Below are 12,521 nucleotides of genomic sequence, written 5' to 3' on the forward strand. Positions count from 1 at the left end.
CGATTACTTCCGTGAGCAGGCGTGTGCTGCTGCTGGGAGGCACCGCGGAGGCGCGGCGGCTGGCCGGGCGGCTCGACGCGGACCCGGCGGTCGAGGTGACCAGCTCGCTGGCGGGCCGGACCGCCGCCCCCCGGGCCCTTCCCGGACGGGTGCGGGTCGGCGGGTTCGGCGGCCCGGACGGGCTCGCGGCGTGGCTGCGGGACGAGCGGATCGACGCGGTCGTGGACGCCACGCACCCGTTCGCCGCGCGGATGACCGGCAACGCCGCCCTGGCCTGCGCGGCGGCCGGGGTGCCGCTGCTCGTGCTGCGCCGTCCGGGCTGGACGAAGGGGCCGGGCGACGACTGGCGGCGCGTCCCGTCCCTGGCGGCCGCCGCCGCGGACCTGCCCGGCGAGCGCGTGTTCCTGACGACCGGGCGCACCGGGCTCGCGGCGTTCGCGGGCGACGCCCGCCGCCGGTACCTCGTGCGGTCGGTGGACCCGCCCGAGCCGCCGCTGCCGGCCCGCACGACGGTCGTGCTGGCGCGCGGCCCGTTCACCGTCGGGGACGAGACGGCGCTGATGCGCGAGCACCGCGTCGACGTGCTCGTCACCAAGGACAGCGGCGGCGCGATGACGGCCGCGAAGCTGACCGCCGCGCGGCGGCTGGGCGTCCCGGTCGTGGTGGTCGACCGGCCGCCCGTCCCGGACGGCGTCCCGGTGGCGGCGACCGTCGAGGACGCGGCGGCGTGGCTCGGTCATGCGGGCCGCCTCACGCCGGGTAGCGGCGGGGCGTGAACACGGCGGTGCCGCCGCCGCGCTCGGCGACCCGGGTCCGCGACGAGCCGACCAGCAGCAGGCACCGCATGTCGACGCCGGTCCCGTCGAGCTCGGCGAGCCGGACCACCCGGACGCTCTCCTCCGGGCCGCCGACGTCGCGGCCGATCACCACGGGCGTGTCCGGGGCGCGGTGCGCGAGCAGGACGTCGCGGGCCTTCGCGACCTGCCCGGTGCGGGTCCGCGAGGCGGGGTTGTAGATCGCGATCGCGAGGTCGGCGGCGGCGACGGCCGTGAGCCGCCGCTCGATGACGTCCCACGGCTTCAGCCGGTCCGACAGCGACAGCACGCAGTAGTCGTGGCCGAGCGGCGCGCCGATCCGGGACGCGACGGCGTTCGCCGCGGTCAGGCCGGGCAGCACCCGCACCGGGACGTGCTTCCAGCGCTCCTCGGCGGCGACCTCCAGGACCGCGGCGGCCATCGCGAACACGCCGGGGTCGCCGGACGACACGACCGCGACGCGCCGCCCCCGCTCGGCCAGCGCCAGCGCGAACTCGGCCCGCTCGGACTCCACCCGGTTGTCGGACGGGTGCCGCTCCTGCCGCGGGTTGGCGGGGACGCGGGCCAGGTAGGGGGCGTAGCCGACGAGGTCGTCGGCGGCGGCCAGCGCGTCCTGCGCCTCGGGGGTGAGCCAGTCGCGCCCGGCCGGGCCGAGCCCGACGACCGTCACCTCGCCGGGCGCGCCGTCCCCGGGCGTGCGGGGCGCGGGCAGCTCGCGGCGGGTCCGCTCGTGCACGCGGGACGGCAGGATCGCGAGGGAGAAGTACGGGACGGTCGCGGCGTCGACGTCCGCGAGCGGCTGCATCCGCTGCCCGCCGGTCGTGGCGCGCTCGACGTACCAGGCGTCGTCGAGGCGGCCGGCCTCCTCGACGGCGCCGCGGACGCCGCCGAAGGTGCGGCCGAGCTTGAGGACGGCGGCCGAGTCGGTGGCCGCGAGCCGCCGCGCCAGGTCGTCCGGCGGCAGCGTCCCCGGCAGGACGGTCAGGACCTCGTCGCGCTCCACCAGCGGGCGGCCCAGCTCGGCGGACGCGGCGCTGACCGACGTCACGCCGGGCACGGCGGTCGCCGGGTAGCGGCCGGACAGCCGCTTGTGGAGGTGCATGTACGAGCCGTAGAAGAACGGGTCGCCCGCGCAGAGCACGACGACGTCGCGCCCGGCGTCCAGGTGCTCGGCGAGGCGCTCGGCGGAGCGCTCGTAGAACTCGTCGAGGACCCGCTGGTAGTCGTCGGTGTCCTCGGTGGTGACCGGGTAGATCAGCGCCTCCTCGATCTGCCCGTCCCGCAGGTGCGGCTCGGCGATCCGGCGGGCGACGCTGCGCCCGTGCCGGGCGGCGTGGTGCACGATCACGTCGGCCGCCTCGATCAGCCGGACGGCCTTCACGGTGATCAGCTCCGGGTCGCCGGGCCCCAGCCCGACCCCGTACAGGTGTCCGGTCATCACTCTTCCTCGCTGGCGATGGCGTTGATCGCGGCGGCCGTCATGGCGCTGCCGCCGCGGCGGCCGTGCACGACCAGGTGGGGCAGGCCGGACGCGGCGAGCGCCTCCTTCGACTCGGCCGCGCCGATGAACCCGACCGGGACGCCCAGGACCGCGGCGGGGCGCCCGGCGCCCGCGTCGACCATCTCCAGCAGCCGGAACAGCGCCGTGGGGGCGTTGCCGATCGCGACGACGGAGCCGTCGAGGCGGTCCCGCCACAGCTCCAGCGCGGCGGCGCTGCGGGTGGTGCCGAGGTCGGCAGCGAGGCCGGGGACGCGCGGGTCGCGGAGCGTGCACACCACGTCGTTGTCCGCGGGCAGCCGCTTGCGGGTGACGCCGGACGCCACCATCTGCGCGTCGCACAGGATCGGCCGCCCGTCCAGCAGCGCGGCGCGGGCGGCCGCGACCGCGCCGGGCGACCAGGCCAGGTCGCGGACCAGGTCGGTCATCCCGCACGCGTGGATCATGCGGACCGCGACCCGGGCGACGTCCTCGGGCAGCCCGGACAGGTCCGCCTCCGCCCTGATGGTCGCGAACGACCGCCGGTAGATCTCCGCGCCGTCGCGGACGTAGTCGATCACTCGCTCCTCCGTGTTCGGGCGACGGCGGCCGCCGTCGCCGCCGGGTCCCGGGTCCGGGCGCGGACCTCGTCGCCGAGCCGCACCTCGTAGCCGCCGGGGGCGGCCACCACCGCGACGTGCCGGTCGGGCGGGTGCCCGCACCGGCGCTCGCAGCCGGACCAGTGCACCGGCGCCCCGCCCGCGGGTCCGTGCGGGCGCGCCGCGAGGACGGCCGCGGCGGCGTCCGCGCGGACGTCGGTCAGCGACCGGGCGCAGCCGGGGCGGCCCGCGCAGGCGGTGACCCCGGCCCAGTCCGCCGCCGTGACCAGGCCAGGAAAGTGTGGCATGTCCGTGAGGTCGGGGATCACGACGCCCCGCCACGGAGTGACGATGATCTCTTCGGCGTCCCGGAGCGGGGCGGGGTCGAGGCGCCCCAGCGGGACGAGCGCCGAGTGCGCGCGCCGTCCGTCCCGCTGGGGGATCGCGCCGAGCGGCGTCCGGCTCGGGACGGCCGGGACGGGCACCGGCCCGGCGCGGCGGCGGCCGCGCGCGAGGGCCTCGACGAGCGGCGCCCGGTCGGGCAGTTCGGAGATCCGCCATTCGGCGGTGCGGGCGCGGAGGAAGGCGCGGGCGGCGTCGACCGCGAGGCCGACGGCGTGTTCCGGGCTCGTGCGCAGACCGGAGTCGGTCCCGGCGAGGACGAGCGCGAGTTCGTCCGGTGCGACCGCGTACAGGCCGACGTCGGGGCGCAGGGCGATGGCGTCGCCGCGCCCGTCGTCGAGGGCGAACAGGAACCGGCCGGACAGCGCGGCGAGGGCGGGGTCCGCGCAGAGCGCGGCGTCGAGGGCCGGGACCAGGGGGCGGACGTCGAGGAGCCCGGCGCCGTCGCGTCCGGACAGGACGCTCGCGGCGATGTTCCGCACGCGCTCGTGCGTCGCCGAGGGCAGCAGCCCGGCCGCCCGCAGCCGGTCGCCCAGCTCGGCCTCGGCCCCCTCGGCGAGCCCCCTGATCTGCACGTTCGCGCGGGAGGTGAGCTCCAGGAAGCCGTCGCCGAGCGCGGCGGCGGCGTCGGCGAGCGCGCCGGTCTGGACGCGGGTGAGGAGCCCGCCGGGGAGCCGGACCCGCGCGAGCCCGCCGTCGGCCGCCGCGTGGACCCGGAGGGCGCCCGGGCAGCGGTCCGGGCCCGACCGCGGCGGTGGGGGGTGTGGTGAGGGCACGGCACGGATCTTACGAAGTCCGGCGCCGCCGCCCGACTCCGGCTAGGCCGGTCCGGGGAGCGGCCGGTACTCGAACCAGTCGAAGTCGGCGTGGTTCCGGCTCGTCCGCCCGTTCGCGGTCGCGTAGAGGCCGAGGAAGACCCCGGTGAAGCCACCCGCCACCTGGCTGGTCAGCATGTCGCCGTCCAGCGGCGGGCCGAGCGGGGCGAACGGGCCGGGGTCCGCCGCGTACAGCGCCCGGTACCAGCGGCCGTGCGCCTCGAAGCCGAGCCGGACCCGCTCCGCCGCGGGCGCCTCGGCCAGGACCGTCTCGAGGCCCTGCTCCCGCTTGACGAGGCGCAGCCCCCGCGCGGTCGAGACGAGCAGCACGTGGAAGTCGCCGTTCTGCACGAGGGCGAGGCCCGCCTGCTCCTCGTCGCGCGGCGCGAACTCCAGCGCGGTGAACGCTGCGAAGTCGTGGTGCCGCTGCCCTTGCGCGACGAACGACGGGTTCGCCGTGTCGGCGAGGGTTTCCGGCCGGACCCGCAGCCGCAGGTGCCCGGGGCGGTCGGTGAGGCTCCACCACCGCTCGCGGGGCGGGCGGAGCATGCTCCACTCCGGCGCGAGGGAGGGCGCGTCGAAATGGTCGCAGGCGGGTTGCGCGGGCCAGGGCGCCGGCGGCGTCGACGGCGCCTCGCGGACGGGTTCGACCGGGTCGGCGGCCGGCCAGCCGTCCTCCCAGCGCACCCGCGTCAGGAAGGTCTCCCGCCCGAGGGCGCAGCGGTCCCGGTGGTGCGGCCGCATCGCCAGCAGCGCCATCCACCACTCGCCGTCCGGGGTGTCGACGAGGTCGCCGTGCCCGGTCCCGACGATGGGGTACTCGCCCGTCCGGGTGTCCAGGCCGAGGTGCCGGCGCGTCAGGATCGGGTTGCGCGGGTTGCTTTCGTAGGGGCCGGTGACGGCGTCGGCGCGCGCACTCATCACCGCGTGGTCGAGCGCGGTTCCCCCTTCGGCCGTCAGCAGGTGGTAGCGGCCGTCCACCTTGTAGATGTGGGAGCCTTCGGTCCAGATGGCGTTCTTGACGGTCCCGTCCCAGATGACGTGCTCCTCGCCGACCAGCGCCGGGGCGGACGGGTCGTACTCGCGCAGCCAGATCTCGGTGTGCCCGTCGTAGCGGCCGGTGAGCCGGGTTCCGGTGCACCAGGCCCGGCCGTCGTCGTCGAAGAACGGCGACGGGTCGATGCCCTCGCCCTCCAGCCGGTGCGCGTCCGACCACGGGCCGGCCGGGTCGTCGGCGGTCAGCACGAAGTGCCCCGACCACTCGGCGCCGTCGACGAGCGTGCAGAACAGGTGGAAGCGGCCGTCGTGGTGGCGCAGGGCCGGCGCGTACAGGCCGCCGGACGCCGGGACGCCGTCCAGCGGGAGCTGGTCCGGACGGTCGAAGGCGTGCCCGATGCACCGCCAGTGGACCAGGTCGCGGCTGTGGAACACCGGCAGCCCCGGGAACCACTCGAACGTGGACGTCACCAGGTAGTAGTCCTCGCCCACCCGGCAGACCGAGGGGTCGGGGCGGCAGCCCGGCAGGATCGGGTTCCGGAACCGGTTCACAGCGGCGTCACCTCCGCCGGGACGTCGAGGACGCGGTCGGCGCCGAGGACGCGCACCGGGCCGTCCAGCGTGCACGCGCCGCGCAGCGGGAGGTCCTCGCTGGAGCCGCCGACCATGACCTCGATCGCGCCCGGCTCGACGATGCGGCGCAGGTCGGGGCCGGTGAACGAGGTGCGGTCGGCGTGCACGGTGAACGCGACGCGGGCGGCGTCCCCCGGTTCGAGGCGGACGCGGGCCCACCCGGCGAGCAGGCGGGACGGGCGGACGACGGAGGCGACCGGGTCGGCGAGGTAGAGCTGGACGACCTCGGTGCCCGGGCGGTCGCCGACGTTGCGGACGACCGCCTCCACGGTCAGCGACCCGTCGGTGGGGGCGCGCTCGTCGACGCGCAGGTCCGTGTAGGCGAACCGCGTCCAGGTGAGGCCGTGCCCGAACGGGAACAGCGGGGCGGGGCTGACGGCGCTCCAGTCGTGCGGGCCGTCCATCTTCGAGCGCAGGTAGGTAACGGGCGGGCCGGACGCGCGGCGCGGGACGCTGATCGGCATCCGCCCGGACGGCTCGACGCGTCCGGTGAGCACCCCGGCGACCGCCCCCGCGCCCTCCTGGCCGGGGAGGAACGCCTGGACGACGGCGGCGGCCCGGTCGGCGAGGTCCTCGATGGCGTACGGGCGGCCCGACAGCAGCACGATCACGGTGGGCGTGCCGGTGGCGAGGACGGCCTCGGCGAGGTCGCGCTGCCGTCCGGGCGGCGCGAGGGTCTCGGCGTCGCAGCCCTCCCCGGACGTGCCGCGCCCGAACAGGCCGGCCCGGTCGCCGAGCGCCACGACGGCCACGTCGGCGTCGCGGGCCGCCGCGGCGGCCGCGGCGATGTCGTCCTCGGTGACCAGGACGTCCGCGGACGGGGCGACGGCGACGTCGGGCAGCTCGCCGCGCAGGGCGTCGGCGAGGGTCGGGACGTCCACGCCGAGCGGCAGGTCGGGCCGGTGGCGGCCGACGTGCGCGGGGAAGGTGTAGCAGCCGAGCATCCCGGCCGTGTCGTCGGCGAGGGGGCCGGTGAGCGCCACGCGGGCGGCGGGCGCGAGCGGCAGCGTCCCGTCGTTGGCGAGCAGGACGACCGACTCCTCCGCCAGCCGCCGCGCCAGCGCGCGGTGCTCGGGCGGGTCGAAGTCGAGGCCGGCGGGATCGGGGCCCGCGGGGTCGGGCGGGCCGTCCAGGAGGCCGAGCCCGGCCTTGAGGGCGAGGACGCGGGCGGCGGCGCGGTCGAGCAGCTCCTCGGGGACGTCGCCGCGGCGCACCAGCTCCAGCAGCGGTTCGCCGAAGCAGCGGACGGTCGGCAGCTCGACGTCGATGCCGGCGCGCAGCGCGAGGGCGCCGGCCTCGCCGCGGGACCCGGCGACGCGGTGCCGGCTCTCCAGGAAGGAGATGCCGAAGTAGTCGGACACGACGGCGCCGGTGAAGCCGAGCTCGCCGCGCAGCAGGTCGGTGAGGAGCCGCGCGTCGGCGGCGGCGGGGACGCCGTCCACGTCGGTGTAGGAGTGCATGATCGAGCGGGCGCCGCCGTCGCGCAGCGCCATGACGAACGGTTCGAGGATCACGTCGGCGAGTTCGCGGGGGCCGATCGGGGCGGGCGCCATGTTGCGGGCGGCGCGGGACGCGGAGTACCCGGCGAAGTGCTTGGGCGTCGCGGCGACGCCGGACCGTTCCAGCCCCCGCACGTAGGCGGTGCCGAGGACGGCGACGAGCTGCGGGTCCTCGCCGATGCACTCCTCGGTGCGCCCCCAGCGGGCGTCGCGGACCACGTCCAGGACGGGCGCGAGCCCCTGGTGGACGCCCGCGGCGCGCATGCTCGCCCCGATCGCGGCGGCCATCTCCCCCACCAGCCCGGGGTCGAAGGTCGCGCCCCACGCGGGCGGGCTGGGGAAGACGGTGGCGCCCCAGGTCATGAAGCCGTTGAGGCATTCCTCGTGCGCGATGGCGGGGATGCCGAAGCGGTTGGCCTCGGCGACGCGGCGCTGCAGGTCGCGCAGCCGGGCGGCGCCCTCGGCGGCGGTGACCGGCGCGGTGCCGAACACCCGGGTGAACTGGCCGAGGCCGTGCGGGAGGAGCTCGTCGAGCGCGGGCGCCGACTCGTTCGAGTCGTCCTCCATGGGGGCGACGGGCTCGCCCGGTTCGGCGGGCATCGCCCAGAAGCCGGCGAGCTGGCCCGCCTTCTCCTCGGGGGTCATGCGGGACAGCAGGTCGGCGATCCGGTCGGCGGCCGGCAGCGCGGGATCGCGCCACCGCTCCGCGGCGGCCGCGGCGGGGGACGGTGCTTCGGTCATCGTTGCTCCGTGGGGGCGGGCGGGGCGGTGGAGGCGCGGACGCGGAGCTCGGTGGCGAGCTCCACGCGGGGGGTCAGCGGCGGCCGTCCGTCCAGGAGCTGCAGCAGGGTGCGGGCGGCGACCCGGCCCATCTCCTCCAGCGGCTGCCGGACGGTCGTGAGCGGCGGCGACAGCCACTCGCAGGTCGGCAGGTCGTCGAACCCGACGACGCTCAGGTCCTCGGGGACGCGCAGTCCGGCGAGGCGCGCGGCCTGGTAGGCGCCCATGGCCTGCTGGTCGCTGCCCGCGAAGATCGCGGTGGGCCGGTCCGGCAGGTCGAGCAGCTCGCGGCTGCGGGCGAAGCCGCCCTCGTGGTGGAAGTCGCCGTACCGGACGAGGTCGCGGTCGACCTCGATGCCCGCGCGCTCCAGGGCCGTCCGGTAGCCGTCCACCCGGGCCTGCGTGCACAGCATGTCGGCGGGGCCGCCGATCATCCCGATGCGGCGGTGGCCGAGCCCGATGAGGTGCTCGGTGGCGGCGAGGCCGCCCGCCCAGTTGGTGGCGCCGACGCTGGCGATGTCGGTGTCCGGCAGGTTCACCGGGTCGACCAGGACGAGCGCGACGCCGGCGCGTTCGAGCTGCTCGCGCTGCCGGTCGGTCATCCGGGACGTCACCAGGATCACGCCGTCGCTGTGGTGCAGGGCCGGCAGGTTTTGCCAGCTCGGCGGGCGCGCGTCGTCCTCGCGCACCAGCGACACGACCACCCCGGTACCCTGCTCGGCGCACTCGGCCTCGACGCCGCGCAGGATCTCCACCGCCCACGGGCTGTCGAGCCCGGCCAGCACGAGGTCGATCAGCCCCGAGCGGCGGGCGCGGCGGGAGCCGCCGGGGCCCGGGTAGTTGTGGTCGCGCAGCAGGGCCTCGACGCGCTCGCGGGTCGCGGCGGCCACGTCCGTCCGGCCGTTGAGGACCTTCGAGACGGTCGCCTGCGACACCCCGGCCTCGGCCGCGATCAGCGCGAGGGTCGGCCGGGACGGCGCGGCCCGCGGTTCCGGCGGGTCCGGCGGGTCTTCGGTGGTGCGCACGGTCACGCTGCTTCTCCTCCCCGAGGAAACGATTGCGAACGTTATCGCAATATTTCGATCGCTCCTAGCCCCGATCGTCCGCCGATCGTCCGGCGATCGTTCCAGCGGCTCCATCCATGGAGTGATGGAGCACACACGAATCCACCGCGAAGCCTTGACCGAACGGGGTGCCCTTCTTAGAGTTTCTCGGCAACAGACTAACCGAAGGATTTCGAAAAGTTTCGAGAACCTCGCCTTCCCCCTTTCGCTCTTCAGGCCCGGTCCCGTCCACCGCCCACCCCTCCAGGAGGCCACCATGGGCTTCTCACGACCGTCCCGACGCTCCCTGCTGACCGCGCTCTCCGCGGGCGCCGCGCTCACCGTCGCCGCGCCCGCGCTCTCCGCCTGCGGCGGCGACGGATCCGACTCCGGCAAGGTCACGATCGAATGGCTCGACATCGCCACGACCGAGCCGTCCAAGAGCATCTACCCGGAGATCGCCGCGGCCTACGAGAAGGCGCACCCGAACGTCGACATCAAGCTGACGAACATGGAGAACGACGCGTTCAAGGCCAAGATGACGGCCGTGACGGCGTCCGGCGACCTCCCCGACATCTTCGTCACCTGGGGCGGGGGCGTCCTCAAGCAGCGGATCGACGCCGGGCTCGTCAAGCCCGTCGACGACTCCGCCTTCCTGGACGGCTTCATGCCGGTCTCCCTGCAGCCGTACGAGTTCGACGGCAAGACCTACGCGGTCCCGTACGACATGGGCATGGTCGGGTTCTGGTACAACAAGGACCACTTCGAGAAGGCCGGGATCGCCGAGCCCCCCGCGACCTGGGCGCAGTTCCTCGACGCCGTCCGCAAGCTGAAGACCGCCGGGATCACCCCGATCGCCCTGGCCGGCAAGGACAAGTGGCCCGGGCACTACTACTGGGCCTACCTCGCGCTCCGCCTCGCCGGGCCGGACGGCGTCCGGCAGGCGGCCGAGGCGCAGAACTTCGGCACTCCCCCGTTCGTCCAGGCCGGGCAGAAACTCAAGGAACTCGTCGACCTCGACCCGTTCCAGCAGGGCTTCCAGGGCGCCGCGTACGACGCCCCGGGCGGGCAGGCCGCCACCATGGGGGCGGGCAAGGCCGGCATGGAGCTGATGGGCCAGTGGGCGCCCGTCGTGCAGAAGGACGCCTCCGGGCAGGACCTCGGCGACGCGCTCGGCTTCTTCCCGTTCCCCTCCGTCGAGGGCGGCCCCGGCAAGGTCACCGACGTGTTCGGCGGCGGCAACGGCCACGCGCTGGGCAAGGACGCCCCGCCCGAGGCGCTCGACTTCCTCAAGTTCCTGATGAACGAGCAGAACGAGGCCCGGCTCGTGTCGTCCGGCGCGTTCATGCCCGTCGTCAAGGGCGCGGAGAGCGCGATCGAGGACGCCAACCGCAAGCAGGTCGCGGAGATGCTGAACGGCGCGTCCGGGTTCCAGCTCTACCTGGACCAGGCGTTCCCGCCCGCCGTCGGGCAGGAGGTCAACGACGGCGTGGCCGAGCTCATGGGCGGGCAGGGCACCCCGCAGGAGATCACGCAGGCGATCACCGAGGCGGCCAAGAAGGCATGACGCCGACGTCCACATCGACATCGTCGCCGAAGCGGGCCGCGCCCCCGCGGAGCGGCCCGCCGGCGCACCGGCGCCCGACCCGCGGACGGCGGGTGCGCGGCTGGTTCGCCACCACCTGGTTCCTCGTCCCGGCGCTGCTGGTCTTCATCCTGTTCGTCCTGATCCCGATCGTGATCGCCCTCTACACGAGCTTCTTCCGGTGGGGCGGGTTCGGGTGGCCCGAGGACTTCGTCGGGCTCGGCAACTTCCGCGAGCTGTTCGCCGACCCGGTGTTCCGCGGCGACCTGTGGCGCGGGCTCGTCCTGGTCGTCCTGTCGGTCGCGGTGCAGCTGCCGTTCGCGCTCGGCACGGCCGTCCTGCTCAACCAGCGGATGCGCGGCCGGGCGGTCTACCGGGCGGTCTTCTTCGCGCCCTACATCCTGTCCGAGGTCATCGCGGGCGTGCTGTTCGGGATGATCTTCCTGCCCGGCTCGGGCCTCGCCGACGCCCTCATCGAGGACCTCCCGCTCGTGGGCGGCCTCGCCGGCACCTGGTTCTCCGATCCCGACACCGCCCTGCCCACGCTGTTCGCCGTCATGACGTGGAAGTACTTCGGCTTCCACATGATGATCTACCTGGCTGGCCTGCAGGGCATCCCCAAGGAGGTCCTCGAGGCGGCGGCGATCGACGGCGCGGGCCCGTGGGAGCGCTTCCGCCACGTCACGCTCCCCCTCCTCGCCCCGACCCTCCGGATCAGCGTGTTCCTGTCGGTCATCGGCGCGATCCAGCTGTTCGACCTCGTGTGGGTCACGACCGGCGGCGGGCCGACGCACTCCACCGAAACGATGGCCGTCTCCATGTTCCAGTTCGGCTTCCAGCGCTACCAGATGGGCTACGCGAGCGCGATCAGCGTCGTCATGTTCGCCATCAGCCTGGTGTTCTCCCTGCTCTACCAGCGTTTCGCGCTGCGCCGCGACCTGCAGGGCGCCATGACGTCGACGGGAGGGCCGCGATGACCACGACCGACCGGAGCCGCCGCCGCGGGAGGACGCTGCGCGGCCTGTCGCGGCACGCCGCCGTCTGGGTGCTGGGCTCGTTCATCGTCGTCCCGCTGCTGTACGCGGTGCTGTCGGGGTTCAAGTCGACCGGGGACCTGACCGGCGACCCGTTCGGGCTGCCGTCGCCCTGGCGGGTGTCGAACTACACCGGCATCCTCGGGTCCGGCGACTTCTGGCGGCAGGTCGGCAACAGCATCGCGATCGCGGCCGCCACCGCGCTGATCACCGTCGCGGTCTCGGCGCTCGCCGCGTTCGCGTTCGCCCGCTACGCGTTCCGCGGCCGCGAGGCGTTCTTCACCCTGTTCGCGGTCGGGCTGATGTTCCCGCCCGCCGTCGCGGTGCTGCCGCTGTTCGTCCTGCTGCGCGCCTTCGGCCTGCTCGACAACCCGCTCGGCGTCATCCTCCCGCAGGCGGCGTTCGCGCTGCCGATGACGATCATCATCCTGCGGGGCTTCTTCCGGACGATCCCCGGCGACCTCGAGGAGGCCGCGATCATCGACGGGTGCAGCCGGTTCGCGTTCTTCTGGCGCATCCTGCTCCCGATGGCCCGCCCCGCCATCGGCACGGTGTCGGTCCTCGCGATCGTCACGAGCTGGAACAACTTCTTCCTGCCGCTGCTCGTGTTCACGAACCCCAAGTGGCACACCATCCCGGTCGGCATCCAGCAGTTCCAGGGCCAGTACTCGACGAACTACGCGCTGGTGTTCGCCTACATCGTCCTCGCGATGATCCCCGCGCTCGCGTTCTACGCCGTCGCCGAACGCCAGCTCATCGGCGGCCTCACCGCGGGCGCCACGAAGGGATGAACCACACGGGCATGCACGAAACGGCCGTCCGCTGGGTACGGGGCCCTACGAG

At 75.0% G+C, this 12,521-nt stretch carries 10 protein-coding genes; 4 read left to right on the forward strand and 6 right to left on the reverse strand.

Annotated features, from left to right (window positions below; all coding sequences use genetic code 11):
* Positions 1-2: 2 nt before the first annotated feature.
* Positions 3-776, forward strand: a complete 774-nt coding sequence (locus DMH08_RS14970) for a cobalt-precorrin-6A reductase (protein WP_233617604.1) — start codon at positions 3-5, stop codon at positions 774-776.
* On the opposite strand, the gene DMH08_RS14975 is transcribed toward DMH08_RS14970, so the two are convergent.
* The 6 genes from DMH08_RS14975 to DMH08_RS15000 are packed head-to-tail and all read right to left on the reverse strand — an operon-like array spanning position 751 to position 9,047.
* The gene (locus DMH08_RS14975) at positions 751-2,253 is read right to left on the reverse strand and encodes a precorrin-2 C(20)-methyltransferase (RefSeq protein WP_125614826.1); all 1,503 of its coding nucleotides are present in this window, start codon (positions 2,251-2,253) and stop codon (positions 751-753) included. The genes DMH08_RS14970 and DMH08_RS14975 overlap by 26 nt on opposite strands.
* Positions 2,253-2,873 carry a precorrin-8X methylmutase gene (locus DMH08_RS14980; protein WP_125614829.1) on the reverse strand — a complete coding sequence of 207 codons (621 nt, stop codon included), beginning with the start codon at positions 2,871-2,873 and terminating at the stop codon, positions 2,253-2,255. The genes DMH08_RS14975 and DMH08_RS14980 overlap by 1 nt, the downstream gene beginning before the upstream one ends.
* Complete coding sequence (locus tag DMH08_RS14985; protein WP_125614832.1) at positions 2,870-4,069, reverse strand: precorrin-3B synthase; 1,200 nt, start codon at positions 4,067-4,069, stop codon at positions 2,870-2,872. The genes DMH08_RS14980 and DMH08_RS14985 overlap by 4 nt, the downstream gene beginning before the upstream one ends.
* A 42-nt stretch (positions 4,070-4,111) precedes the next feature.
* Positions 4,112-5,656: a glycoside hydrolase family 43 protein gene (locus tag DMH08_RS14990; protein WP_125614835.1), complete on the reverse strand. Its 1,545-nt coding sequence runs from the start codon at positions 5,654-5,656 to the stop codon at positions 4,112-4,114.
* Positions 5,653-7,977: a beta-glucosidase gene (locus DMH08_RS14995; RefSeq protein ID WP_125614838.1), complete on the reverse strand. Its 2,325-nt coding sequence runs from the start codon at positions 7,975-7,977 to the stop codon at positions 5,653-5,655. The genes DMH08_RS14990 and DMH08_RS14995 overlap by 4 nt, the downstream gene beginning before the upstream one ends.
* Positions 7,974-9,047, reverse strand: a complete 1,074-nt coding sequence (locus DMH08_RS15000; RefSeq protein ID WP_442778639.1) for a LacI family DNA-binding transcriptional regulator — start codon at positions 9,045-9,047, stop codon at positions 7,974-7,976. Before DMH08_RS15000 ends, DMH08_RS14995 begins: the two co-directional genes overlap by 4 nt.
* A 289-nt stretch (positions 9,048-9,336) precedes the next feature.
* Here DMH08_RS15000 and DMH08_RS15005 point away from each other — a divergent pair, with 289 nt between their 5' ends.
* The 3 genes from DMH08_RS15005 to DMH08_RS15015 all read left to right on the forward strand — a co-directional run bounded on the left by DMH08_RS15005 (position 9,337) and on the right by DMH08_RS15015 (position 12,469).
* A complete protein-coding gene (locus DMH08_RS15005; RefSeq protein ID WP_125614844.1) occupies positions 9,337-10,626 on the forward strand; it encodes an extracellular solute-binding protein in 1,290 nt (429 codons plus the stop codon).
* A 92-nt stretch (positions 10,627-10,718) separates the two neighbouring features.
* Positions 10,719-11,621 (forward strand): carbohydrate ABC transporter permease, encoded by a 903-nt coding sequence (locus DMH08_RS15010; protein ID WP_233617603.1) that lies wholly within the window; start codon positions 10,719-10,721, stop codon positions 11,619-11,621.
* A complete protein-coding gene (locus DMH08_RS15015; protein WP_125614851.1) occupies positions 11,618-12,469 on the forward strand; it encodes a carbohydrate ABC transporter permease in 852 nt (283 codons plus the stop codon). Before DMH08_RS15010 ends, DMH08_RS15015 begins: the two co-directional genes overlap by 4 nt.
* The last annotated feature ends 52 nt before the right edge of the window (positions 12,470-12,521 follow it).

Source organism: Actinomadura sp. WAC 06369, from assembly GCF_003947565.1.
Classification (GTDB): domain Bacteria; phylum Actinomycetota; class Actinomycetes; order Streptosporangiales; family Streptosporangiaceae; genus Spirillospora; species Spirillospora rifamycini.